This is a genomic window from Bacillus sp. AFS098217 (assembly GCF_002551815.1).
Taxonomy (GTDB): domain Bacteria; phylum Bacillota; class Bacilli; order Bacillales; family Bacillaceae_G; genus Bacillus_A.
This window is the reverse complement of sequence record NZ_NVPR01000050.1, coordinates 18,714-42,506: the sequence shown is the minus strand read 5'-3', so window position 1 is coordinate 42,506 and position 23,793 is coordinate 18,714. Positions and strand designations below refer to the sequence as shown.

The following is a 23,793-nucleotide window of genomic DNA, read 5'->3' as shown; positions in this document are numbered from 1 at the left end:
TTATTTTGCTGCTTGAATGTATTGTTGAAGCTCGTTTAAGATTTGTTCAGCGCCTTCTTTGCTTAAGATGATTTTACCTTCAGCTAAAGAAAGGTTGCCATCAGATACTTCACCAGTTACTTGGCAAGTCATATTTGGTTTATATTTTTTTAGAATGATTTTTTCGTCATCAACGTAAATTTCAAGAGCATCCTTTTCAGCAATACCTAATGTACGGCGTAATTCGATTGGAATTACTACACGACCTAATTCATCAACTTTACGAACGATACCAGTAGATTTCATATTCGTTATCCTCCTCATATTTTGTAAGTTTTCGAGTCTATATTTTGATTCGTCATTTTTCGACAAAATACCCTATGAACATATGATACCAATCATTTACATTTCCGTCAATTCTTAAATTCTATATTTTATAAAAGATTTATAGATTTTTTATCCTTCTTATTTCTTATATATAATAGAATAGGCAAGACTTGTATAAGTATTTTACTTTATTTTCTGACTCTATCAATATTTCAGATAAATATTTTGTATATTTTTTTGGAATATGAGTAATAGATGATAAAGATATCGATTATTAATTCGTTTTTATGCGTCAGTTTTTGATATACTGTTTATAAATACATATGAGGTCATTTGGGAGGTTCAAAACAATGACAGAGGAAAATAAGTCCTTTTATATTACTACTCCAATTTATTACCCAAGCGGAAAGCTCCATATTGGACATGCTTATACAACGGTGGCGGGAGATGCAATGGCACGCTACAAACGCATGCAAGGGTATGATGTTCATTATTTAACAGGTACTGATGAACATGGACAAAAGATTCAAAAGAAAGCAGAAGAATTACAAGTTACACCGCAAGCATATGTCGATAACATTGTAGCGGGAATTAAAGAATTATGGAAAAAAATGGATATCTCTTATGATGATTTTATTCGTACAACCGAAGATCGTCATAAAGAAGTTGTCGAAAAGATTTTTAAACAACTTGTTGATCAAGGAGATATTTATCTTGATGAATATGAAGGATGGTACTCTGTACAAGATGAAACATTCTATACAGAGCATCAACTTGTTGATCCGATTATGGAAGGTGACAAAGTAGTCGGCGGAAAAAGCCCAGATAGCGGCCACGCTGTTGAACTTGTTCGTGAAGAATCGTATTTCTTTAGAATGGGGAAATATGTAGATCGACTTTTACAGTTCTATGAAGAGAATCCTCATTTCATTCAACCAGAATCCCGTAAAAATGAAATGATCAATAACTTCATTAAACCAGGATTAGAAGATTTAGCAGTTTCTCGTACTTCATTTGACTGGGGAATTCGTGTTCCAGGAAATCCGAAGCATGTTATTTACGTATGGGTAGATGCATTATCTAACTATATTACAGCACTAGGATACGGAACATCGAATGAAGAGAAATATAAGAAATTCTGGCCAGCAGATGTTCATTTAGTTGGAAAAGAAATTGTTCGATTCCATACAATTTATTGGCCAATTATTTTAATGGCATTAGATTTACCACTTCCGAAAAAAGTGTTTGCTCATGGCTGGATCTTAATGAAAGATGGAAAAATGAGTAAATCGAAAGGAAATGTAGTGGATCCTGTTACATTAATTGATCGTTATGGATTAGATGCATTGCGTTATTACTTACTGCGTGAAGTTCCATTTGGATCAGATGGCGTATTTACACCAGAAGGCTTTGTTGAACGTATTAATTTTGACCTTGCCAACGATTTAGGGAATTTATTAAATCGTACAGTAGCGATGATTGATAAGTACTTTAATGGAGAAATACCTGCGTTTAAGGCCAATGTAACAGAATTTGATGAAACATTGGTAGCATTTGCGCAAGATACATTGAGCAAAGTAGAAGAAGCAATGGAAAACATGGAGTTTTCAGTAGCATTAAGTTCTATTTGGCAATTGGTTAGCCGTACAAATAAATATATTGATGAAACGCAACCTTGGGTATTGGCGAAAGATGAGAATGATCGTGATAAACTTGCATCCGTAATGGCACATTTAGCAGAAACGCTTCGCCAAACAGGTATTATGCTTATGCCATTTTTAACGACAACACCAGGTAAAATCTTTGCACAACTTGGCATTACTGATGCAGCACATCAATCTTGGGAAAGTCTTTCTACAATTGGTTGCATTCCAGCTGGTACGAAAGTAGTGAAAGGACAACCAATCTTCCCACGTTTAGAGATGGAAGTAGAGGTTGAATATATTAAAGAACAAATGAAGGGTTCTGCTCCTAAAGTAGAAGAGAAAAAGGAAGAGGAACCAAAAGCAGAAGAAATTACAATTGATGATTTCTTTAAAGTAGAACTACGTGTAGCAGAAGTAATAGAAGCTACACCTGTAAAAAAAGCAGATAAATTGTTAAAAATCCAACTTGATTTAGGTACAGAAAAACGCCAAGTTGTTTCTGGAATCGCTAAATTTTACACACCAGAAGAATTAAAAGGGAAAAAGGTTATTTGTGTAACGAATTTAAAACCAGTAAAATTACGCGGTGAATTATCACAAGGCATGATTTTAGCAGGCGAAGAAAACGGTATATTATCGTTGGCGACAATTGATCAAAATTTACCAAATGGTACAAAAATCAAGTAATTATGACAAAGAAGGAGGTGTTTCACGTGTAACATTCGTGGAGCATCTTTTTTCTTGTTAGAAAACTTTCTGAAATTCCCTTTTTTGTATTAAAATTGTGATATTGTTGTCATTACGTTGTTAGGAAAGTGATTTTTTCTATTAATAGAATTTATTTCAAATAAAAGGAGTTATTTGTCATGTTGTTTGATACACATTCACATTTAAATGCAGAGCAATTTGAAGAAGATTTGCAGGAAGTCATTGCAAGAATGAAAGAAGCTGGGGTTACATATACAGTTGTTGTCGGTTTTGATGAAGTGACAATAAAGAAAGCAATTGAACTCGCAGAAACGTATGATTTTATTTATGCAGCAGTTGGTTGGCACCCTGTTGATGCAATTGATATGACAGAAGAGCATTTAGTATGGTTAGAGGAGTTAGCTACTCATCCAAAAGTGGTTGCTCTTGGTGAAATGGGATTGGATTATCATTGGGACAAGTCTCCGAAAGAAATACAGAAAGAAGTATTTCGTAAACAAATTCAGTTAGCTAAGAAAGTAAAATTACCTATTATTATACATAATCGTGACGCAACGCAAGATATTGTAGATATTTTAGAAGAAGAAAATGCGGCTGAAGTAGGAGGGATTATGCATTGCTTTAGTGGCAGTGTGGAAGTAGCGAAGAAATGTATTGATATGAATTTCTTAATCTCATTAGGAGGACCGGTAACGTTCAAAAATGCAAAGAAACCAAAAGAAGTTGCTATGGAAATCCCGATGGAGAAATTACTGATAGAAACAGATTGTCCATACTTAACGCCTCATCCATTTCGTGGTAAGCGAAATGAACCAAGTTATGTCAAACTTGTAGCAGAAGAAATTGCAAACTTAAAAGGAATTTCATATGAAGATGTTGCACAAGTAACAACAGAAAATGCAAAAGCTTTATTTGGTGTTAAATAAGAGAAAAGAATGGGGCTCCCCATTCTTTTCCTTTATTACCTTCTCCTATCGTTATCTTCCGGTGAAAAAAGCTGCTAAAAATAGTGGAAGAGAAGTACAAGCTATATGTATCCATTTTGATTTTCCAGCATATAAGTCACTGCTATGAAGAACAAAAAGTGACCGCTACTTATTTTCTCTCTTTGTTTTCACTTGGCATGGGGCAGGAAAAGGATCTGACCGCTTCTATGCATGGCCGGATTCTCCCTCCCACCTAAAAAGAAAGGTTTTATGTCGATTTTTCAATTTGTACTTATATAGTTGAGGAAAAGGGGCATCTTCTTATAGATCTTGATAAGAAAAGCATGTTAATGGGGCTGAGAATAAGTAAAAGTGTTGCAATGAAGGTTGTAAGTGCAGATGGATATAATTTCTTGATCTTAATATGAAATGAATCACTGTTGATTCTCGTGTTATTCCACTTGGTACAAAGGTTTGGATAGAAGATTATAGAAATGGCTTTGCTGGGGACAGAGTGGATTTGTTAATGCCCACTGAGGCACAGGTATACTCGTGGAGAAGAAAACAAGTAAAGAGTAAAGTGTTACAATAAGAATGGTAGGCAGAGGGTTTTTTTCTCCTCTGCTTTTTAAATTGTATGAATGGGAAAATAATAATGGAAAAGTATTCGTTTTTTTGTTTTACTAAGTAGAGACGAAATGAGTGTGGAGGCAGGCATGAAAATTAAAGAGATTATCGTTGTAGAAGGTAAAGATGATACAGTTGCGATTAAGCGTGCTGTTGATGCAGATACAATTGAAACGAACGGTTCAGCAATCGGTGATCATGTTATTGAGCAGGTGAAATTAGCACAGCAAAAACGGGGCGTTATTATTTTGACAGACCCGGATTATCCAGGAGAACGTATTCGGAAAATTATTTCTGAGAAAGTTCCAGGTTGTAAACATGCTTTTTTACCAAAAGAGGAAGCACTTGCTAAAAGGAAAAAAGGCGTCGGCATAGAACATGCTTCTAATGAATCCATTCGCCGTGCTTTAGAAAATGTTCATGAGGAAATGGAAGCTTATATGAGCGAAATTAGTTGGAGCGACTTAGTAGATGCTGGCTTAGTGGGCGGAGAAATGGCAAAAAGCCGCAGGGAAAGAATGGGTAAGCTATTAAAGATTGGTTATACAAATGCAAAGCAGTTACATAAACGTTTACAAGTGTTTCAAATTTCAAAAGAAGCATTTGCAGAAGCTTATAAAAAAGTATTACAGGAGGAAAAGAAATGAAGGATATCGCAACACCGAATCGTACAAAAGATATTGTTGAAAAGTACGGGTTTTCATTCAAAAAAAGTCTAGGACAAAATTTTTTAATTGATACAAATGTATTAAATCGTATTGTAGATTATGCAGAAATCGGATCAGAGAGTGGAGCAATTGAAATTGGTCCTGGTATTGGGGCGTTAACAGAGCAATTAGCAAAACGTGCGAAAAAAGTAGTAGCTTTCGAAATTGATCAGCGATTATTACCAATCTTAGATGAGACATTAGCTCCTTATGGTAATGTAACTGTCATTAATAAAGATGTTTTAAAAGCAGATGTGCATGAAGTATTCAAAGAACAATTTGAAGAAGGACAAGACGTAATGGTAGTAGCTAATTTACCGTACTATGTTACAACACCAATTTTATTTAAATTGCTTGAAGAAAAGTTACCAGTTCGTGGATTTGTTGTTATGATGCAGAAGGAAGTAGGAGATCGTTTAGCCGCTAAACCAGGAACGAAAGATTACGGTTCTTTATCTATTGCGATTCAATATTATACTGAAGTAGAGACAGTTATGACTGTTCCACGTACGGTATTTGTACCACAACCGAATGTAGATTCAGCGGTTATTCGTCTTCTAAAACGTCCAAAGCCGATTGTTGAAGTAAAAGATGAGAAATTCTTCTTTGAGGTAGTACGAGCAAGTTTTGCACAACGTCGTAAGACTTTAATGAACAATTTATCAAATAACCTAAATGGTTTCCCAAAAGATAAAGAGTTATTAGATCGTATTTTAACAGAGGTAGGAATTGATCCGAAAAGACGAGGCGAAACATTATCAATTGAAGAATTTGCAGCATTAAGTAATGCATTAGTTCCTCATAAAGTAAAACTTTAATGAATGAGGATAGCTGATTGCAAATAGCTAGATAAGCAATAAAGGGGCAGCTCAATTGAGCTGTCTTTTTTGTCACCCTTTCCACTCTGAATTCATACGTTAAGAACAGAAGATGGTTAGTGAGATGGCCTAATGGGTTTGGAGGTAGGATAATGGCTGTACATGTTGGAGATCTAGTAGAACGACATTCGTATAATCGAGATATTCTTTTTCGGATTACAGAAATAAAAGGTGAAATGGCAATATTGTTTGGCGAAGAAGTTAGGCTTGTAGCAGATGCGCCGCTTGAAGATTTAATTCTCGTTGATCAGCGCGAATATAAAAAAAGAGAAAAACGTGAAAAGGAAACAATGGAGCGCACATATCGCTTATTTCAGCAAGATTATGTGTTGATGAAGCAGCGCCATGAACATACTTCTACAGGTGGATATACGAGTGAAGTCAATTATTTTCAAATGCCAGGGCGGGTTTTGCATATAGATGGAGACCCACTATATTTACGAAAGTGTTTAGATTTATATACCAAGATAGGTGTTCCGGTTCAAGGTGTTCATTGTAAAGAAACAGAAATGCATGAAAAAGTAGTCGATTTGATTGATCATTTTCGCCCTGATATCTTAGTAATAACAGGTCATGATGCGTATACCAAGTCAAAGGGATTGATGGGGGATTTAGCTGCTTATCGTCATTCTAGACATTTTGTACAGGCTGTTCGAGAAGTGCGAAAGAAATATCCATCATTAGATCAGCTTGTTATTTTTGCTGGGGCATGTCAATCTCATTTTGAGGCGTTGATTCGGGCTGGCGCCAATTTTGCCAGTTCCCCCTCTAGAATTAACATTCATGCTTTAGATCCCGTTTATGTAGTAGGGAAAATCAGTTTTACTTCTTTTATGGAACGCGTAAATGTATGGGATGTTGTACGTAATACGATTACTGGTGAAAAGGGCCTTGGTGGGATTGAAACACGGGGGATTTTGCGAACTGGATTGCCCTTTCAATATTATGATGAGTAAGTAAGGTACATGGGTGCCTTGCTTTTTTTTGAAAGTTTTAGTTAGCTTAGTAAGCGATAGGTGTATAAATAATGATTTGAAAGAGTTTGGATAAAAAAAGGTAAGAGCGTACAGACTATACAATGATACTTTTACAATATAGTATTTCTTCTATCTATTCGAACGCATTAGGTTCTTGTAACTATATTATCTGTTACTTGCGATTAATATTGGGATAGATATATCGTGTTTTTAAGTATTCAATCTAAATTACAGCGAGGTGTAGCATGGTATATGTCAAAACGTTTAGATGAAATTAAAAGCGAACTAGACCATCATCTTGGAAAGCGCCTTATGTTAAAGGCGAATAGTGGAAGAAGAAAGACGGTGGAACAATCCGGTGTGCTGGCAGAGACATATCGCTCTGTATTTGTTGTACAGCTAGATCAACAGGAAGATACATTGCAGCGTGTTTCGTATAGCTATGCAGATGTTTTAACAGAGACAGTAGAATTAACGTTTTATGATGATCCTCATAATGAGGTTATTTTAGGATAAGTATTTTGTTGTTACATATATTCCCATAAATGAAACGATATATTATTTTGCATACTAACTATACCGTAGCAAAATAAGGAGGGACCCTGCATTGAGTAGACGAAGAGGAGTCATGTCAAATCAGTTTAAAGAAGAGCTTGCAAAGGAGCTTGGATTTTATGATGTTGTTCAGAAAGAAGGATGGGGCGGAATTCGTGCGAAAGATGCTGGTAATATGGTGAAGCGGGCCATTGAGATTGCAGAGCAGCAATTAATGAAACAAAACCAGTAGTTGTAAGATAACTTCTATGCTACGGTAGCCGAGGAGAAATTCCTCGGCTTTTTGCACGCTAAAAGGTGTCATCATTTTGTATAAGTAGTTTCATTCTGAATGCTTTTCGTTATAATTAGGGAAGTGTCATCGTCTTACTATAAATTTATGGTAAAATAAACGATAAAAGATTGAGTACATAGAGTGGGTGAATAGATTGAAGCTACTAGTGAAAGCACCAGCAAAGATTAATCTGTCGTTAGATGTACTGGGAAAAAGACAAGACGGCTATCATGAAGTGAAAATGATTATGACAACAATTGATTTAGCGGATCGTTTAGAGCTAACAGAATTATTAGAAGACCGTATTGAAATTGTATCCCATAATCGGTATGTCCCAGACGACCAACGTAATTTAGCTTATCAAGCAGCAAAATTATTAAAAGAGAAGTTTAAGGTGAAGCAAGGTGTATCTATTGCTATTGAAAAAACAATTCCAGTAGCAGCAGGATTGGCAGGGGGAAGCAGTGATGCGGCTGCTACATTACGTGGCCTTAATAAGCTGTGGAACTTAGGTCTTACAATAGATGAATTGGCAGAACTTGGTGCGGAAATTGGATCAGATGTATCCTTTTGTGTGTACGGAGGAACAGCAATTGCTACAGGAAGAGGAGAAAAAATTGAGCATATCAAGACACCTCCTTCTTGTTGGGTAATTTTAGCGAAACCACATATTGGTGTATCTACTGCTGACGTATATGGGAATTTACAATTAAATCGTGTTACACATCCAAACGTAGAGAAAATGGTTGAAGTGATTAATCAAGGTGACTATAAAGGAATATGTAATGCAGTTGGAAATGTATTAGAAGATGTGACGTTTGCAATGCATCCTGAAGTTGCTCGTATTAAGGCACAGATGAAGCGCTTTGGCGCAGATGCCGTTTTAATGAGCGGCAGTGGTCCAACTGTGTTTGGGCTTGTACATCATGATTCACGCATGCATCGTATTTATAATGGTTTGAAAGGTTTTTGCGAACAAGTATATGCAGTACGTCTATTAGGAGAGCGAGAAACGCTTGAATAAAGACGTATAATAAGTTATTATTTGTTTAGAATATTCGTGATTTGAGGTGAGAGTGTGAAAATTAGACGAAGTACAAGGTTAGTCGATATGACTTATTATTTGCTACAAAACCCTCGTCAGCTAGTGTCTCTCACTTTTTTTGCTGAAAGGTATCAATCTGCTAAATCTTCTATTAGTGAAGATTTAGTTATTATTAAGCAAACGTTTGAACAACAAGGGGTCGGCACATTGCAAACGATACCAGGAGCAGCAGGAGGAGTGAAACATATTCCATATATAAGTGAAGAAGAGGCGAATCTGATTATTAACGAGCTGTGTAACTTATTTGAAAATCCAGATCGTATTTTACCAGGTGGATACTTATATATGACGGATCTTTTAAGTAATCCTCGTCATATTAATGGTGCAGGGCGTTTATTTGCCTCTGTTTTTGCAAGACAATCAATTGACGCGGTTATGACGGTAGCAACAAAGGGGATCCCACTTGCTTACGCAGTGGCCAACTATTTAGATGTGCCAGTAGTAATTGCAAGAAAAGACAATAAGGTAACAGAAGGACCAACGGTTAGTATTAACTATGTATCAGGTTCATCTAAGCGTATTCAAACAATGACTTTAGCGAAGCGTAGTCTTCCAGAAGGAGCTAATGTTTTAATTGTTGATGACTTCATGAAAGCTGGAGGAACGATTCAAGGCATGATTAGTATGCTAGAAGAGTTTAAAGCGAATGTAGTTGGAATTGGTGTATTAGTAGAATCTACAGATATCGAAGAAAGACTTATTAATAACTTTGTTTCGTTAATTCGTTTATCAGAAGTAGATATAAAGAACAAAACCATTCAGGTGGAAAGAGGGAATTATTCACTTGCACCATTTGATGAAGGGCTCATAGAAGGTGAATAAAAAGGTAAAGCAAAAGGCTTTATCTTTTTTTGTAAATGAAGTGCTAGTAGGCGGTAAGTCTTTTCTTATATCGTTAAAGTTTTACCGCCTACTAGCACAGTGCATTCTATTTATTTTAGAATAGATGAAACTAAGTTTGTATGGGCATTTTGATGGTAAAAATAAAATAATAAAAGGGTGAGAAGTATGAAAGTTGTTCAAACAAATCAGGCACCACAAGCAATTGGGCCATATTCACAAGGAATTATTGTAAATAATATGTTCTATAGCTCAGGACAAATTCCATTAACAGCAGGTGGAGAACTTGTAACAGGTGATGTAAAAGTACAAACAGAGCAAGTGTTTCAAAATTTACAAGCTGTATTAGAAGAAGCTGGAGCGTCATTCGATACAGTTGTAAAAACAACTGTATTCTTGCAAGACATGGATGATTTTAATGCTGTAAACGAAGTGTACGGCTCTTATTTTTCCATACATAAGCCAGCGCGTTCTTGTGTGCAAGTTGCAAGATTACCGAAAGATGTTTCTGTCGAAATCGAAGTAATCGCTCTTATAAAATAAACTTTTGTAAGCGATATCTCTAATTAATTCTCATATTCCATTAAAATAAAAAAATTTTATCTTAAAAATTTTTAAAAAATTAGAGGGAAAATAGAAAATTTGTGGAATTTATACAAATATATCGCTTATTTAGAAAAGGGTGGTGAACACAAGATGGAAGTGACTGACGTAAGATTACGCCGCGTAAACACAGAAGGCCGTATGAGAGCAATTGCCTCTATTACCCTAGACCATGAATTTGTTGTTCATGATATTCGTGTAATTGATGGCAATAATGGATTATTTGTAGCAATGCCAAGCAAACGTACTCCAGATGGAGAATTTCGTGACATTGCACATCCAATTAATTCTAACACACGCTCTAAAATTCAAGATGCGGTTTTAACTGAGTATCACCGTTTAGGCGAATTAGAAGAAGTTGAGTTTGAAGAAGCTGGAGCTTCGTAAAATTCGAATAAAAAGGGCTCTAATAAAAAGAGCTCTATAATTTTGCAACAAACTCCTGTAAACACTTACAGGAGTTTGTTTTTTATTATTTAGTTATCTGTGGTATTGATATATAGCCTTAAGGTGAAATGGTGAGAAAAGAAATTAGGCAGAGGATAATCTACCTGCAAAAGTTTAATTGATTTAATATCATTATATTTTTATAAATGAATATTTTTTCTAACATATAAGTTGTTGCTATGAAGAATAAAATGTGACTTGCACTCGTTTTCTCTTTTTGTTTTAACTTGGCATGGGGCAGGAAAAGGATCTGACCGCTTCTATGCATGATCGATACTCTCCCACCTAAAAAGAAAGGTTTTATGTTGGGCTTTCAATTTGTACTTATACAGTACTTGTTTTGGATGAAGATTTCCGTTAATTAAAGCTTCCACTATTGTCCTCGTTATATGTAAACTTCTAATTTATTTAAAATCATATAAAATAGTATAGCTTATTTCTGAAAAAAGATACTAAAGAGTAAAACATCTTATAAGAAGTATGGTAAAATTTAATAGTTATGCTGTGTTTCTTGAAATATATAAAGATTTAGGATAATATCTTTAATGGATAAATAGGTTGCGATGGAGGGTCTATATGTCAAACAGATTTGCAGTGATTCTAGCTGCAGGTAAGGGCACACGTATGAAGTCAAAGCTATACAAAGTGCTTCATCCTGTATGCGGAAAACCAATGGTGCAGCATGTAGTCGATCAAGTATCTCAATTAGGATTGCAGAAACTTGTAACGGTAGTTGGACATGGTGCTGAAAAAGTACAAGAACAACTAGGGAACGTAAGTGAGTTTGCATTACAAGCAGAACAACTTGGTACAGCACACGCTGTTGATCAAGCTGCTGATGTACTTGCGAATGAAGAAGGAACAACTTTAGTTATTTGTGGTGATACACCACTTATAACTGCAGAAACAATGGAAGCATTGTTAAAGCATCATGAAGAAGCAGGGGCGAAGGCGACAGTGCTAACGGCATACATAGAAGAACCTGCTGGATATGGCCGTATTGTTCGTAATGAAAGTGGTCATGTTGAAAAAATCGTTGAGCATAAAGATGCAAATGAAGTAGAGCTAACTATTAAAGAAATTAATACAGGTACGTATTGTTTTGATAATAAAGCACTATTTGCCTCACTTTCTAAAGTTTCAAATGACAACGTACAAGGTGAATACTACCTTCCAGATGTAATTGAAATTTTGAAAAACGAAGGGCATATTGTATCAGCTTATCAAACGGAGCATTTCGATGAAACGTTAGGTGTTAACGACAGAGTCGCTCTATCGCAAGCGGAAATTATTATGAAAAATCGTATCAACCGTAAGAATATGGTGAATGGTGTTACAATTATTGATCCAAGTAACACATACATTTCTGCGGATGCAATTATTGGCAGTGATACAGTTCTTCATCCAGGAACGATTATTGAGGGGAAAACTGTAATTGGTTCTGATTGTGAAATTGGCCCGCATACAGTAATACGCGATAGTGAAATTGGAGACCAGACAACAATTCGTCAATCTACTGTACACGACAGCAAGGTTGGTACAGAAGTTTCGATTGGTCCATTTGCACACATTCGCCCAGATTCAGTCATTGGTGATGAAGTACGCGTTGGAAACTTCGTAGAAATTAAAAAGACTGTTTTTGGTAATAGAAGTAAAGCTTCACACTTAAGTTATATTGGCGATGCACAAATTGGAGAAGAAGTGAATCTTGGGTGTGGTTCAATTACGGTGAACTACGATGGCAAGAATAAATTTAAAACAGTTATCGGAGATGGCGTATTTATTGGTTGTAATTCAAACCTTGTTGCTCCTGTAACAGTTGAAGATGGTGCTTATGTGGCGGCAGGCTCTACAATTACAGAGGATGTTCCATCAAAAGCATTATCAATTGCACGTGCACGTCAAGTTAACAAAGAAGACTATGTTGATCAATTGCTGAATAAGAAAAAATCATAATGTGGAGGGTTAATCTAGATGTCGACTCAATATCTAAATTCTAATTTGAAAGTATTCTCTTTAAACTCTAATAAGGAACTTGCTGAGCAAATTGCAAAGCATATTGGAGTAGGGTTAGGGAAATGTTCTGTTGACCGTTTTAGTGATGGAGAAGTTCAAATTAACATTGAAGAAAGTATTCGTGGTTGCGATGTATTCATTATTCAATCTACAAGCTTTCCAGTAAACGAACATATCATGGAATTACTTATTATGATTGATGCATTAAAACGTGCATCTGCAAAAACAATTAACATTGTTATTCCTTATTATGGTTATGCGCGTCAAGACCGTAAAGCGCGTTCTCGTGAACCAATTACATCAAAGCTTGTAGCAAACTTGCTTGAAACAGCAGGTGCAACTCGTGTAATCACTCTAGATTTACATGCTCCACAAATTCAAGGGTTCTTTGATATCCCAATCGACCACTTAATGGGTGTACCGATTCTTTCTGATTACTTTGAGACAAAAGGCCTTAAAGATATCGTAATCGTATCTCCTGACCATGGTGGTGTAACACGTGCAAGAAAGATGGCAGACCGCCTAAAAGCACCAATCGCTATTATTGATAAACGTCGTCCGCGTCCGAACGTAGCAGAGGTAATGAATATTATCGGTAATATCGAAGGTAAGACAGCAATTTTAATTGATGACATCATTGATACAGCTGGTACAATTACATTAGCGGCAAATGCTCTTGTTGAGAACGGTGCTTCTGAAGTATATGCTTGCTGTACACACCCAGTTCTATCTGGTCCAGCAATTGAGCGTATTCAAAATTCAAATATTAAAGAGTTAGTTGTAACGAACTCTATCGTATTACCAGAAGAGAAGAAAATTGATAAAGTACACGAGCTTTCTGTTGCTCCATTAATCGGGGAAGCAATTATTCGCGTTTATGAAGAAGAATCTGTAAGTGTGTTATTCAATTAATTGGATAGAATGAGACGTAACCAAATTTGGTTACGTCTTTTCGTATCGTAAAAAGAAAGTAGTGGTACAAGAATGAAATTAATAGTAGGACTTGGGAACCCAGGTAGAGAATATGAATTAACAAGGCATAATATCGGATTTATGGCGATTGATGAACTTGCAAAGCGATGGAATATTTCTTTAAATGAACAAAAGTTTAAAGGTTTATTTGGAGCAGGATTTGTTAATGGAGAGAAAGTAATTTTACTAAAGCCACTTACGTACATGAATTTATCTGGGGAAAGTATTCGTCCTCTCATGGATTATTATAAAATTGATGTGGAAGACTTTGTTGTCATGTATGATGACCTGGATATTCCTGTAGGTAAATTACGTCTTCGTATGAAAGGTAGTGCAGGCGGACATAATGGTGTAAAGTCAACAATTACTCATTTAGGAACGCAAGAATTTCAGCGTATTCGTATGGGTATTGATCGTCCGAAAAATGGTATGAAGGTAGTGGATTATGTATTAGGGCGTTTTACAGCAGAAGAAATGCCTGATGTGAATCATTCCATTGAAAACGCTGCGGATGCATGTGAAGAGTGGTTAAAGAAACCGTTTCTTCAAATTATGAATACTTTTAATAGTTAATCTCACAAACTGGAATATTTTATAATGTTTTTATCCATACTAATAATAATTGTATACTTAGGAGGATAGTATGGAAGGACATTATTATTGTAGGCATTGTGGATGTAACGTAGGTTCCATTACCGCAGAAAAAGTATATAGCAACGTTTTGTTTCAACTAACAGAGCAAGAAAAATTGGATATGATTCGTTTTCATGAAAATGGAAATATATATATAAAAACAATTTGTGAATCGTGCCAAGAAACGCTCGCATCTTATCCTGAGTACTATGAATATGAAAAATTTCTGCAATAAAATGTTGTCGCTTTGGCATGCCCAAAGCATTTTTCTGTTTTCTTTTTCCAAAATATTTGCATAAAAATAATATTAACTTGCTCTTTATGTTGAGAGGAGTTTTGAAAATGATAGGGTTATTAGAGCAATTTTATAAAAATAAAGAAATTCAATCCATTATAAATGGTTTAGAAGAAGGGCTAAAGGAGCAACTCGTATCAGGGATGGCAACCTCTTCTCGTTCTTTATTAATGGCCGCTTTATATAAAAAAACAAAGCAGTCACAGCTTATTGTGACACACAATTTATATCAAGCACAAAAAGTATATGAAGATTTAGTATCACTGCTTGGTGAAAAAGATGTGTGGCTATATCCAGTTAATGAATTAATTGCGTCGGAGATTGGGGTTGCCAGCCCTGAACTTAAGGCGCAACGTATCGAAGTATTAAATCGTTTAGCCATGGGAGAGAATGGTATCATTGTTGTCCCCGTTGCTGGACTACGTAGATTTTTACCAATAAAAGAATTATGGAAGCAAAAGCAAATTGAAATCAGTCTAGGGCAAGAGATTGATTTAGATGCACTGCTCCATACATTACATCATATTGGTTATGAGCGTAAGTCGATGGTAGAGGCTCCAGGAGAGTTTAGTTTACGCGGAGGGATATTGGATATTTATCCATTAACTGAAGAACTACCGTTTCGTATTGAATTTTTTGATACAGAGGTAGATTCTATTCGATTATTTGATGTAGAAGAACAACGCTCTCAAGATAAAAAGGAAAGCGTTAAATTTGGTCCTGCAACAGAGTTTCTATTTTCGGGAGAAGAACTAAGTTCAGGGATAGAGAGTCTTGAAAAAGGTTTAAGGAAGACGATACAAAAGCTCTCTGATGACAAAATTAAGACAGCGGTACTTGAAACGGTTAGTCATGAGATAGAAATATTAAAAAATGGTCAGAGCATCGAGCAAATGTTTAAATATTTATCTATCTTCTACAAAAAACCCGCTAGTCTAATAGATTATTTACCTGAAAACAGCGTGGTTATTTTAGATGAGATTTCTCGTATTCAAGAGACTGCATCACATCTTGAAACGGAAGAAGCAGAATGGTATACATCACTTCTCAGTGAAGGGGCAATTATTCAAGATTTAGTGTTCTCTCACTCATTTGAAGAGTTCCTACACCATAAAAAAAGAAGTTTTGTGTATTTAACATTGTTTCTACGTCACATTGCACATACACACCCGCAAAATATTGTAAATGTAACGTGTAAAACAATGCAGGATTTCCATGGACAAATGCAGCTGTTAAAAACCGAAATTGATAGATGGAATGAGGGACATTTTACAACGGTTGTACTTGGAACGGATGAAGAACGTGCAAAGAAATTACAACATATTTTAAGTGATTATGATATTGAAGCAGATATTGTAGAATCTACAGATATATTACTCCCTGGGCGCCTGCAAATTGCTGTAGGTGATTTGCATGCAGGATTTGAAATGCCAATGCAAAAACTTGTTGTTATTACAGAGAAAGAGCTTTTTCATAAAAAGGTAAAAAAATCACAGCGTAAGCAAAAACTATCGAATGCAGAGCGAATTAAAAGTTATTCGGAATTAAAGGTTGGAGACTACGTTGTTCATGTAAATCATGGTATCGGTAAATTCCTAGGAATTGAAACGTTAGAAATTAATGGTGTCCATAAAGATTACTTGAACATTAAATATCAAGGTAACGATAAGTTATATGTTCCAATTGAACAAATTGACCAAGTGCAAAAATATGTAGGTTCAGAAGGAAAAGATCCGAAAGTTTATAAACTCGGTGGTAATGATTGGAAAAAGGTAAAAGCAAAAGTAGAAAAATCTGTACAAGATATTGCGGATGATTTAATTAAACTATATGCAGAACGTGAAGCTTCAAAAGGATATGCATATACACCGGATACTGCAGAGCAACAGGAGTTCGAATCATCTTTCCCATATCAAGAAACAGAGGATCAATTGCGTTCTATTGAAGAAATTAAGAAAGATATGGAACGTGGACGCCCAATGGATCGGCTTCTTTGTGGTGATGTTGGATATGGAAAAACGGAAGTGGCTATTCGTGCAGCATTTAAAGCGATTATGGATGAAAAGCAAGTTGCGATTTTAGTACCGACAACAATTCTTGCGCAACAACACTATGAAACAATTCGAGAGCGTTTTCAAGACTATCCAATTAATATTGGATTGTTAAGCAGGTTCCGTACTAGAAAACAACAAAATGAAACGATTAAAGGTTTGAAAGATGGAACAGTTGATATTGTTATTGGAACGCACCGTATTTTATCTAAAGATGTAACGTATAAAGATCTAGGTCTACTTATTATTGATGAGGAACAACGATTTGGTGTTACGCATAAAGAAAAGATTAAACAATTGAAAGCGAATGTGGATGTATTAACATTAACTGCAACACCGATTCCGCGTACGCTTCATATGTCTATGCTTGGTGTACGAGATTTATCTGTTATTGAGACACCACCAGAAAATCGTTTCCCAGTCCAAACATATGTAGTTGAGTATAATCCAGGATTAATTCGAGAAGCGATAGAAAGAGAACTTGCAAGAGGTGGTCAAGTTTACTTCTTATATAATCGTGTGGAAGACATTGAAAGAAAAGCAGACGAAATCTCCATGTTAGTTCCAGATGCACGTGTGACGTATGCGCATGGAAAAATGAACGAGAGTGAGCTAGAATCTGTTATGCTATCGTTTTTAGAGGGACAGCATGATGTTCTTGTGAGTACAACGATTATCGAAACAGGTGTTGATATTCCAAATGTAAATACATTAATTGTATTTGATGCGGATCGTATGGGATTATCGCAATTGTATCAGCTTCGTGGGCGCGTGGGACGTTCAAATCGCGTTGCTTATGCATATTTTGCATATAAGCGTGATAAGGTGTTATCAGAAGTTGCTGAGAAACGTTTACAAGCAATTAAGGAATTTACAGAACTTGGATCAGGATTTAAAATTGCGATGCGAGATTTATCCATTCGTGGTGCTGGTAACTTGTTAGGAGCTGAGCAACATGGATTTATTGATTCCGTCGGATTTGATTTATATTCACAAATGTTAAAAGATGCAATTGAACAACGTAAGGGAACGCAAGGAATTGAGAATACGATTGATGTTGAAATTGATTTAGAAGTGGATGCATACTTGCCAGATGCTTATATTTCAGATAGTAAACAAAAAATTATGATGTACAAACAATTTAGAGGTGTTTCTACAATTGAGGACATTGAAGAGTTGCAAGAAGAGATAATCGATCGATTTGGTGATTATCCACAAGAGGTTGGATATCTATTGCAAATTGCGAATATTAAGGTGCTGGCAACGAAAGAACAAATTGAGTTAATTAAACAAACGAAATTTGAAGTTACATTCTTATTCTCAGAACAAGCAAGCCAAAATATTGATGGCGGAAAACTATTTATGCTCGGGAATAGCTTTGGTCGCATGATTGGTCTTGGTATGGAAGGTTCTCGTTTGAAAATTGTTATGAAAACGAATGGATTAGAGACATCAAAATGGTTAACGATTGCTGAAAATTTATTAAAAGGCCTGCCAGACGTAAAAAAAGAAGTAATAAATGCTTAAAACAAAATAAAAAATCCAATTCGGCGTGCATAGAAGAACTAATGTGTAAAATACTATGTTTAACAGTTGGTGATTTTTACATGAACAGGTAAATTCACCACTTTCATCATCAGTAGAAAGTGAGGCAGCATTAGAATGAAAGCAACTGGAATCGTACGTCGAATTGATGATTTAGGTAGGGTGGTAATTCCGAAAGAAATCCGTAGAACTTTACGTATTCGAGAAGGAGATCCACTAGAAATTTTTGTTGATCGCGATGGAGAAGTGATTTTGAAAAAATATTCTCCAATTAGCGAATTAGGTGACTTCGCAAAAGAATATGCTGATGCTTTATACGATAGCTTAGGGCATAATGTACTCGTATGCGATCGTGATTCCATTATCGCTGTATCGGGAGTATCTAAAAAAGAATACTTAAATAAAAGTGTTGGTGATTTAGTTGAAAAGACAATGGAAGAGCGGAAGTCCGTTATTATGACAGACGAAAGCGAAATTTCAATTATTGATGGAGTAACAGAAAAGGTCAACTCTTATACGGTCGGTCCTATTGTCGCAAATGGGGACCCCATTGGAGCTGTTATCATCTTTTCGAAAGATGCAATTATAAGCGAGGTAGAACATAAAGCGGTAAATACTGCAGCAAGCTTTTTAGCGAAGCAAATGGAGCAGTAGAGGAATAGAGTTTTTATAAGTAGCAATCTTTCTTAGTTATGATATTTTTTTATGAGAAAATGGGATTCTTATTTGTAGATAGGACTAATGTTTGTGAAAAGGTAGCACTTTGCTACCTTTTTTCATTGAACAAAGAAATGATTTATTCATACTGATTGTTAGTCCCCACAAATCAGGCTTTTATGGATAGGGATACTGCCTGCAAAAAACAGGATACAGTGAAATGGAATCCTGCTTTTTTCTTTGTGATATAATACGAGGGGTGAGAATAGAAAAAGGAGTTTTTTTGTATGGAAGCGAAGAAATATCAGGCCTTTTGGCGTGGGGCTATCATATTAACAATTGCAAGTTTTGTTACGAAGGTATTAAGCGCTTTTTACCGTATTCCATATCAAAATATAGCAGGAGATGTTGGGTTTTATATTTACCAACAAATTTATCCCTTTTATGGATTTTGCTTAATTCTAGCTACCTATGGCTTTCCGATTATTATTTCTAAAATGGTGGCAGAACGTTTGGAGCAGGGTAAGCCAAAAGAAGCGGAAGAGATTGTTTGTGTTTCCTTTTGGTTTTTATTAGGTATCGGTTGTATAGGCTTTTTTATATTGTTTTTTGGTGCTCATACGATTGCATCGGCCATGGGCGATGGGCATTTAGATAAGTTGCTACGGGTTATTTCATTTTCATTTTTATTAATGCCTTTTTTATCTGTAGCAAGAGGATATTTTCAAGGATTTAATAATATGATGCCAACAGCTATTTCACAGGTGATCGAACAAACAATTCGTGTTTCAATCATTGTATTTTTGTCAATGTTCCTTATAGCTCACGAGTTTGATTTATATACGGTTGGTGCAGGAGCAATGTTAGGATCGATTGCAGGTGGGTTTATTGGTATCGTTGTGCTTTTATGGTATATGCGTCATGATTTTCGTTCGATCTTCTTGCAAGGATGGAAAAGGATAAGAAATAAGAAAAAGCTAATTCGAGTTCTTTTTTGGCAAGGGATAGCCATTTGTGTTAGTAATTTAGTATTAATTTTTATCCAAATGGCAGATTCAGTTTCGTTTTATACTTTGCTTATTCAGGCGGGAGAACAGTCAGAAACCGCAAAGGTATTAAAAGGTATTTATGATAGAAGTATCCCTTTAATGCAACTCGGTACAGTTATAACGACTTCATTTTCACTTTCGCTTATTCCTATTATTACGGCAGCGAAAGAAAGAGGAGATCATTCGTTTATTCGAGATAAGGTGCAGTTAGCGTTGAAAATTACAGTTGTAATTGGATCTGCAGCAGCACTTGGATTAGCTTGTATTATTAAGCCAACAAATATTATGTTGTTTGAAAATAGTGATGGATCAAGTGTGCTAGCTATATTAGCTATCTCCATTTTATTTAGTTCATTATCTATTACAACGGCTTCTATTTTACAAGGATTGGGACAAGCATTGAAGCCAGCCCTGTTTGTTATATTTGGAGGTTGCTTAAAATTGCTGCTAAATCATATGCTAATGCCACATTTTGGTGTAACAGGGGCAGCGATTGCAACTTTAATCGCACTTATGGGCATTGCTTTTTTAAATAGTGCACTACTTATTCGAGTTGTAGGAGAACCAATCATTTATAAACAAAATATATTTGGTGTAATGGCCAGTGGATTAGGTATGACTTTTATATTAATGATATTTATGCGTATGTCTGAAGGCGTTGGATTAGTTGAGGAAGGATACAGAGGAATGGCGACAGTTGAGGCACTATTAGGTGTAGTGATTGGCGGTTTAATATATGTATTCTTGATTTTGAAAATGCATGTTTTTACAAAAGAAGAATTAGGAACTTTTATGAAGCGAGACAAAGTAAAGGACTCTTTAAAAAAGAGCGGATAGGGGTGAAGGATTGTGAGTGGAGTAATTACTGTTTTAGGATTAGGTGCTGGTGAGTTAGATCAGTTAACAATGGGTGTATACCGGAAAATAAAAGAAGCAACTCACATGTATGTACGAACAAAGGAACATCCGGTTATAGAAGAATTAGAAAAAGAAGGAATTAAATATACTGCTTTTGATGCTGTATATGAAGCGCATGATACATTTGAGATTGTATATGAAACAATTGCAAATACATTACTAGAAAAAGCACAAGATGCAGACATCATTTATGCTGTACCAGGTCATCCGCTTGTTGCGGAAAGGACTGTTCAGTTGCTTTTACAAAAAGGAAAAGATGCACAGGTTGAAGTTCGAATTGAAGGTGGACAAAGCTTCTTGGATCCAATGTTTGCTAGTTTGAAAATAGATCCAATCGAAGGATTTCAATTGATTGATGCTACATCATTTGAACGAGGGCAATTAGAATTACGGCAACATCTAATTTTTTGCCAAGTATATGATGCGTTCGTTGCATCCGATGTGAAATTAACATTGATGGAAATGTTACCTGACGAGTACGAGGTGTATATTGTAACAGCAGCGGGGACATCTTTTGAACAGGTAAAAAAGGTACCACTATATATGTTGGATCACGAAACAGAACTGAATAACTTAACGAGTGTGTATGTGCCGCCAGTTGTAGAACGTGCATCCTTATATCAGCAATTTGATGTGCTTCGGGAAATTATCGCTGAGCTTCGTGGACCAAATGGTTGCCCGTGGGATAAAAAGCAAACACACCAGTCTTTAAAGAAATATTTAATTGAGGAAGCGTATGAAGTACTAGAGGCAATTGATGAAGAAGATGATGATCATCTAATTGAAGAACTCGGTGATGTATTATTACAAGTTATGCTCCATGCTCAAATTGGAGAGGATGAAGGATGGTTCTCTATTGATGATATTATTCGAACATTATCTGAAAAAATGGTGCGCCGCCATCCACATGTATTTGGAGATATAGATGTAGATAATGCAGAAGAAGTTATTTCAAATTGGGAAGAGATTAAAAAGCAAGAAAAAGGGAATGCAAGAGAATCTGTTCTAGCAGGAGTTCCAAAAAGCTTACCGCAATTAATGCGTGCTCATGAAATTCAGAAAAAGGCTGGGAAAGTTGGCTTTGATTGGGTTGATGTACAACCAATGATGGATAAAGTATTAGAAGAGTGGAAGGAATTCCAGCAAGAAGTTGCGAAAATGGATAAAGAAAAAATGCTAGGCGAGTTTGGTGATTTATTATTTGCCTTTGTGAATATAGCTCGCTACTATAAATTGGATCCTGAGGAAGCGCTTCATATGACAAATGAAAAATTTATGGGTCGCTTTTTATACATGGAAGCAAAAGTAGCTGAAATGAATAAAGAAATGCAGGAATTAACATTAGAACAAATGGACGTTCTGTGGGAGGAAGCAAAACGGACAGAGAAACGATAAGGGGGAAATAAAATGCGTTTAGATAAGTTTTTGAAAGTATCACGTTTAATTAAACGAAGAACATTGGCAAAAGAAGTAGCTGATCAAGGGAGAATTTCAATTAATGGACAAGCTGCAAAGGCAAGTTCTGTTGTAAAAGTGGAAGATGAATTAACAATTCGTTTTGGGCAGAAGGTAGTAACTGTTAAAGTAAATGAATTAAAAGAAACAACAAAAAAAGAAGAAGCAGCTAATATGTATACTGTCGTCCGCGAGGAAAAGGTAAAAGCTGAAGAAGGCTTGTTCTAAATCTTTTCATCCCCTCATACATTACTATTAGCTAGTATAAAGCTATGGGGGGATTTGCGTGAATAATGGCTACTCAGCTATGTCTTCTAATCAGCAAAATGTTTCTGTAGAGCATGATATTATTATGCGTGGCAGACGTGTAATTGATATTACGGGTGTAAAACAAGTAGAAAGTTTTGATAGTGAAGAATTCTTATTAGAAACCGTAATGGGTTTTTTAACGATTCGTGGACAAAACTTACAGATGAAAAATTTAGATGTGGAAAAGGGCATTGTATCGATTAAAGGAAAAATTCATGAAATACTTTATATTGATGAGAATCAAGGGGAGAAAGCTAAAGGCTTCTTTAGTAAGTTATTTAAATGAGTTTAACAGTCCAATTGTATACAATGCTTTCGATGATTGGAATGGGTGCTTGGATTGGAGCAGCCTTAGATACATACCAACGTTTCTTAAAGCGTACGCAGCGTAAACGTTGGGTTGTATTTATACATGATATACTATTTTGGATTGTCCAAGCATTATTTGTCTTTTATGTATTATTGCTTGTTAACGAGGCGGAGTTACGTGTATATGTATTTGTGGCTTTACTATGTGGTTTTGCGGCATATCAAAGCTTATTGAAATCATTGTACATGAAAATGCTAAATGTTCTCATCTATGTTTTTGTACAAGCGATTCGATTTTTTATTCGAATTATACAGCTACTTATGATAAAACCTGTTATTATTATAGCGCAGCTTGTTATTGCATTTATATTATTTTTATTTCGTATCATGCTTTCAATTGGACATGTATTATGGAAATGTTTGATTTGGATATTACTTTTCGTATGGAAAGTTTTTTTCTGGCCTGTTCGATTTATTGCTTTGCTCATATGGAAACTTCTCCCTAACCGTGTTACACTTTTTATAAAGAGACATGCGGGGTTCCTGCAACGTGCAAAGAAATTGAAGGAGCATATCTTCCAATTTTGGGAGCGTATAAAAAAGAAGTTAGGGGGACCTCGGAAATGAGGGAACTGAAACAAAGATTAATCGAAGAACAGAATCCAAATCCTGTCAAAGAACATATAATACAAACGAATGAAAACAGGAAACGACTTTATCGCCGTTTAGCAGTTTTTCTTGTCTTTGCTTTTACAATTATTGTGAGTATTATTGTGACGTTTTATCAACAAAATAATGATATTAAAGTAAGAGAAGCAAAAGTTAAGGACATGAAAAAAGAATTGGATTCATTAACGGAGAAAGAAAAAAAGCTAAAAGATGATGTTCAAAAGTTAAATGATGAAGAGTACGTTTTAAAGATTGCTAGAAGGGATTATTTCTTCTCCGGAAAAGGGGAGATAATTTTTCCTGTTTCTAAGTAGAG

At 35.6% G+C, this 23,793-nt stretch carries 24 protein-coding genes; 23 read left to right on the top strand and 1 reads right to left on the bottom strand.

Annotated elements, in window-relative coordinates; all coding sequences use genetic code 11:
• Positions 1-285, bottom strand: coding sequence for an AbrB/MazE/SpoVT family DNA-binding domain-containing protein (locus COO03_RS14045; RefSeq protein WP_097897759.1), 285 nt, complete (start codon positions 283-285; stop codon positions 1-3).
• Between the two features lie 371 nt (positions 286-656).
• Here COO03_RS14045 and metG point away from each other — a divergent pair, with 371 nt between their 5' ends.
• The 23 genes from metG to divIC all read left to right on the top strand — a co-directional run bounded on the left by metG (position 657) and on the right by divIC (position 23,791).
• Complete coding sequence (gene metG, locus COO03_RS14040) at positions 657-2,639, top strand: methionine--tRNA ligase (protein ID WP_097897758.1); 1,983 nt, start codon at positions 657-659, stop codon at positions 2,637-2,639.
• Positions 2,640-2,818: 179 nt separating this feature from the next.
• A complete protein-coding gene (locus tag COO03_RS14035; RefSeq protein WP_097897757.1) occupies positions 2,819-3,586 on the top strand; it encodes a TatD family hydrolase in 768 nt (255 codons plus the stop codon).
• 716 nt (positions 3,587-4,302) lie between these two features.
• Positions 4,303-4,860 carry a ribonuclease M5 gene (gene rnmV, locus COO03_RS14030; protein WP_097897756.1) on the top strand — a complete coding sequence of 186 codons (558 nt, stop codon included), beginning with the start codon at positions 4,303-4,305 and terminating at the stop codon, positions 4,858-4,860.
• Complete coding sequence (gene rsmA, locus COO03_RS14025) at positions 4,857-5,738, top strand: 16S rRNA (adenine(1518)-N(6)/adenine(1519)-N(6))-dimethyltransferase RsmA (RefSeq protein ID WP_097897755.1); 882 nt, start codon at positions 4,857-4,859, stop codon at positions 5,736-5,738. The genes rnmV and rsmA overlap by 4 nt, the downstream gene beginning before the upstream one ends.
• Positions 5,739-5,890: 152 nt before the next feature.
• Entirely contained in the window at positions 5,891-6,754 is an 864-nt protein-coding gene (gene yabG / locus COO03_RS14020) for a sporulation peptidase YabG (protein ID WP_097897754.1), read from the top strand.
• A gap of 273 nt (positions 6,755-7,027) precedes the next feature.
• On the top strand, positions 7,028-7,291 hold the full coding sequence (gene veg, locus COO03_RS14015; RefSeq protein WP_026593109.1) for a biofilm formation stimulator Veg: 264 nt from the start codon (positions 7,028-7,030) through the stop codon (positions 7,289-7,291).
• 91 nt (positions 7,292-7,382) lie between these two features.
• A complete protein-coding gene (sspF, locus tag COO03_RS14010) occupies positions 7,383-7,562 on the top strand; it encodes an acid-soluble spore protein SspF (RefSeq protein ID WP_001985066.1) in 180 nt (59 codons plus the stop codon).
• 196 nt (positions 7,563-7,758) lie between these two features.
• A complete protein-coding gene (gene ispE / locus COO03_RS14005; protein WP_141523164.1) occupies positions 7,759-8,628 on the top strand; it encodes a 4-(cytidine 5'-diphospho)-2-C-methyl-D-erythritol kinase in 870 nt (289 codons plus the stop codon).
• A gap of 54 nt (positions 8,629-8,682) precedes the next feature.
• A complete protein-coding gene (gene purR / locus COO03_RS14000; protein WP_097897752.1) occupies positions 8,683-9,531 on the top strand; it encodes a pur operon repressor in 849 nt (282 codons plus the stop codon).
• A 186-nt stretch (positions 9,532-9,717) separates the two neighbouring features.
• On the top strand, positions 9,718-10,092 hold the full coding sequence (locus COO03_RS13995) for a RidA family protein (RefSeq protein WP_097897751.1): 375 nt from the start codon (positions 9,718-9,720) through the stop codon (positions 10,090-10,092).
• Between the two features lie 153 nt (positions 10,093-10,245).
• Entirely contained in the window at positions 10,246-10,539 is a 294-nt protein-coding gene (gene spoVG / locus COO03_RS13990; protein ID WP_000454042.1) for a septation regulator SpoVG, read from the top strand.
• Between the two features lie 636 nt (positions 10,540-11,175).
• Positions 11,176-12,555 (top strand): bifunctional UDP-N-acetylglucosamine diphosphorylase/glucosamine-1-phosphate N-acetyltransferase GlmU, encoded by a 1,380-nt coding sequence (glmU, locus tag COO03_RS13985; protein WP_097897750.1) that lies wholly within the window; start codon positions 11,176-11,178, stop codon positions 12,553-12,555.
• 18 nt (positions 12,556-12,573) lie between these two features.
• A complete protein-coding gene (locus tag COO03_RS13980) occupies positions 12,574-13,527 on the top strand; it encodes a ribose-phosphate diphosphokinase (RefSeq protein ID WP_017154389.1) in 954 nt (317 codons plus the stop codon).
• 72 nt (positions 13,528-13,599) lie between these two features.
• A complete protein-coding gene (gene pth / locus COO03_RS13975; RefSeq protein ID WP_097897749.1) occupies positions 13,600-14,160 on the top strand; it encodes an aminoacyl-tRNA hydrolase in 561 nt (186 codons plus the stop codon).
• Positions 14,161-14,230: 70 nt separating this feature from the next.
• On the top strand, positions 14,231-14,455 hold the full coding sequence (locus tag COO03_RS13970; RefSeq protein WP_097897748.1) for an anti-sigma-F factor Fin family protein: 225 nt from the start codon (positions 14,231-14,233) through the stop codon (positions 14,453-14,455).
• A gap of 107 nt (positions 14,456-14,562) precedes the next feature.
• Complete coding sequence (gene mfd, locus COO03_RS13965; protein ID WP_097897747.1) at positions 14,563-18,093, top strand: transcription-repair coupling factor; 3,531 nt, start codon at positions 14,563-14,565, stop codon at positions 18,091-18,093.
• Positions 18,094-18,228: 135 nt separating this feature from the next.
• On the top strand, positions 18,229-18,765 hold the full coding sequence (gene spoVT, locus COO03_RS13960) for a stage V sporulation protein T (RefSeq protein ID WP_097897746.1): 537 nt from the start codon (positions 18,229-18,231) through the stop codon (positions 18,763-18,765).
• A gap of 290 nt (positions 18,766-19,055) precedes the next feature.
• Positions 19,056-20,654, top strand: coding sequence for a putative polysaccharide biosynthesis protein (locus COO03_RS13955; RefSeq protein ID WP_097897745.1), 1,599 nt, complete (start codon positions 19,056-19,058; stop codon positions 20,652-20,654).
• A 12-nt stretch (positions 20,655-20,666) separates the two neighbouring features.
• On the top strand, positions 20,667-22,130 hold the full coding sequence (mazG, locus tag COO03_RS13950) for a nucleoside triphosphate pyrophosphohydrolase (RefSeq protein ID WP_097897744.1): 1,464 nt from the start codon (positions 20,667-20,669) through the stop codon (positions 22,128-22,130).
• Positions 22,131-22,142: 12 nt separating this feature from the next.
• Positions 22,143-22,418: an RNA-binding S4 domain-containing protein gene (locus COO03_RS13945; RefSeq protein WP_097897743.1), complete on the top strand. Its 276-nt coding sequence runs from the start codon at positions 22,143-22,145 to the stop codon at positions 22,416-22,418.
• 79 nt (positions 22,419-22,497) lie between these two features.
• Positions 22,498-22,785 carry a sporulation protein YabP gene (yabP, locus tag COO03_RS13940; protein ID WP_373605252.1) on the top strand — a complete coding sequence of 96 codons (288 nt, stop codon included), beginning with the start codon at positions 22,498-22,500 and terminating at the stop codon, positions 22,783-22,785.
• A complete protein-coding gene (yabQ, locus tag COO03_RS13935; RefSeq protein ID WP_097897741.1) occupies positions 22,782-23,435 on the top strand; it encodes a spore cortex biosynthesis protein YabQ in 654 nt (217 codons plus the stop codon). Before yabP ends, yabQ begins: the two co-directional genes overlap by 4 nt.
• Positions 23,432-23,791, top strand: coding sequence for a cell division protein DivIC (divIC, locus tag COO03_RS13930; RefSeq protein WP_097897740.1), 360 nt, complete (start codon positions 23,432-23,434; stop codon positions 23,789-23,791). Before yabQ ends, divIC begins: the two co-directional genes overlap by 4 nt.
• Positions 23,792-23,793 lie beyond the last annotated feature (2 nt).

Excerpts from the sequence above, each read along its gene's own strand:
- COO03_RS14045 (WP_097897759.1), bottom strand. The coding sequence starts at position 285 with ATGAAATCTACTGGTATCGTTCGTAAAGTTGATGAATTAGGTCGTGTA.
- spoVG (WP_000454042.1), top strand. The coding sequence starts at position 10,246 with ATGGAAGTGACTGACGTAAGATTACGCCGCGTAAACACAGAAGGCCGT.
- COO03_RS13970 (WP_097897748.1), top strand. The coding sequence starts at position 14,231 with ATGGAAGGACATTATTATTGTAGGCATTGTGGATGTAACGTAGGTTCC.
- yabP (WP_373605252.1), top strand. The coding sequence starts at position 22,498 with ATGTCTTCTAATCAGCAAAATGTTTCTGTAGAGCATGATATTATTATG.
- COO03_RS14035 (WP_097897757.1), top strand. The coding sequence starts at position 2,819 with ATGTTGTTTGATACACATTCACATTTAAATGCAGAGCAATTTGAAGAA.
- metG (WP_097897758.1), top strand. The coding sequence starts at position 657 with ATGACAGAGGAAAATAAGTCCTTTTATATTACTACTCCAATTTATTAC.
- pth (WP_097897749.1), top strand. The coding sequence starts at position 13,600 with ATGAAATTAATAGTAGGACTTGGGAACCCAGGTAGAGAATATGAATTA.
- yabG (WP_097897754.1), top strand. The coding sequence starts at position 5,891 with ATGGCTGTACATGTTGGAGATCTAGTAGAACGACATTCGTATAATCGA.
- COO03_RS13945 (WP_097897743.1), top strand. The coding sequence starts at position 22,143 with ATGCGTTTAGATAAGTTTTTGAAAGTATCACGTTTAATTAAACGAAGA.
- COO03_RS13980 (WP_017154389.1), top strand. The coding sequence starts at position 12,574 with ATGTCGACTCAATATCTAAATTCTAATTTGAAAGTATTCTCTTTAAAC.
- divIC (WP_097897740.1), top strand. The coding sequence starts at position 23,432 with ATGAGGGAACTGAAACAAAGATTAATCGAAGAACAGAATCCAAATCCT.
- glmU (WP_097897750.1), top strand. The coding sequence starts at position 11,176 with ATGTCAAACAGATTTGCAGTGATTCTAGCTGCAGGTAAGGGCACACGT.
- COO03_RS13955 (WP_097897745.1), top strand. The coding sequence starts at position 19,056 with ATGGAAGCGAAGAAATATCAGGCCTTTTGGCGTGGGGCTATCATATTA.
- veg (WP_026593109.1), top strand. The coding sequence starts at position 7,028 with ATGTCAAAACGTTTAGATGAAATTAAAAGCGAACTAGACCATCATCTT.
- rnmV (WP_097897756.1), top strand. The coding sequence starts at position 4,303 with ATGAAAATTAAAGAGATTATCGTTGTAGAAGGTAAAGATGATACAGTT.
- spoVT (WP_097897746.1), top strand. The coding sequence starts at position 18,229 with ATGAAAGCAACTGGAATCGTACGTCGAATTGATGATTTAGGTAGGGTG.
- mfd (WP_097897747.1), top strand. The coding sequence starts at position 14,563 with ATGATAGGGTTATTAGAGCAATTTTATAAAAATAAAGAAATTCAATCC.
- COO03_RS13995 (WP_097897751.1), top strand. The coding sequence starts at position 9,718 with ATGAAAGTTGTTCAAACAAATCAGGCACCACAAGCAATTGGGCCATAT.
- rsmA (WP_097897755.1), top strand. The coding sequence starts at position 4,857 with ATGAAGGATATCGCAACACCGAATCGTACAAAAGATATTGTTGAAAAG.
- yabQ (WP_097897741.1), top strand. The coding sequence starts at position 22,782 with ATGAGTTTAACAGTCCAATTGTATACAATGCTTTCGATGATTGGAATG.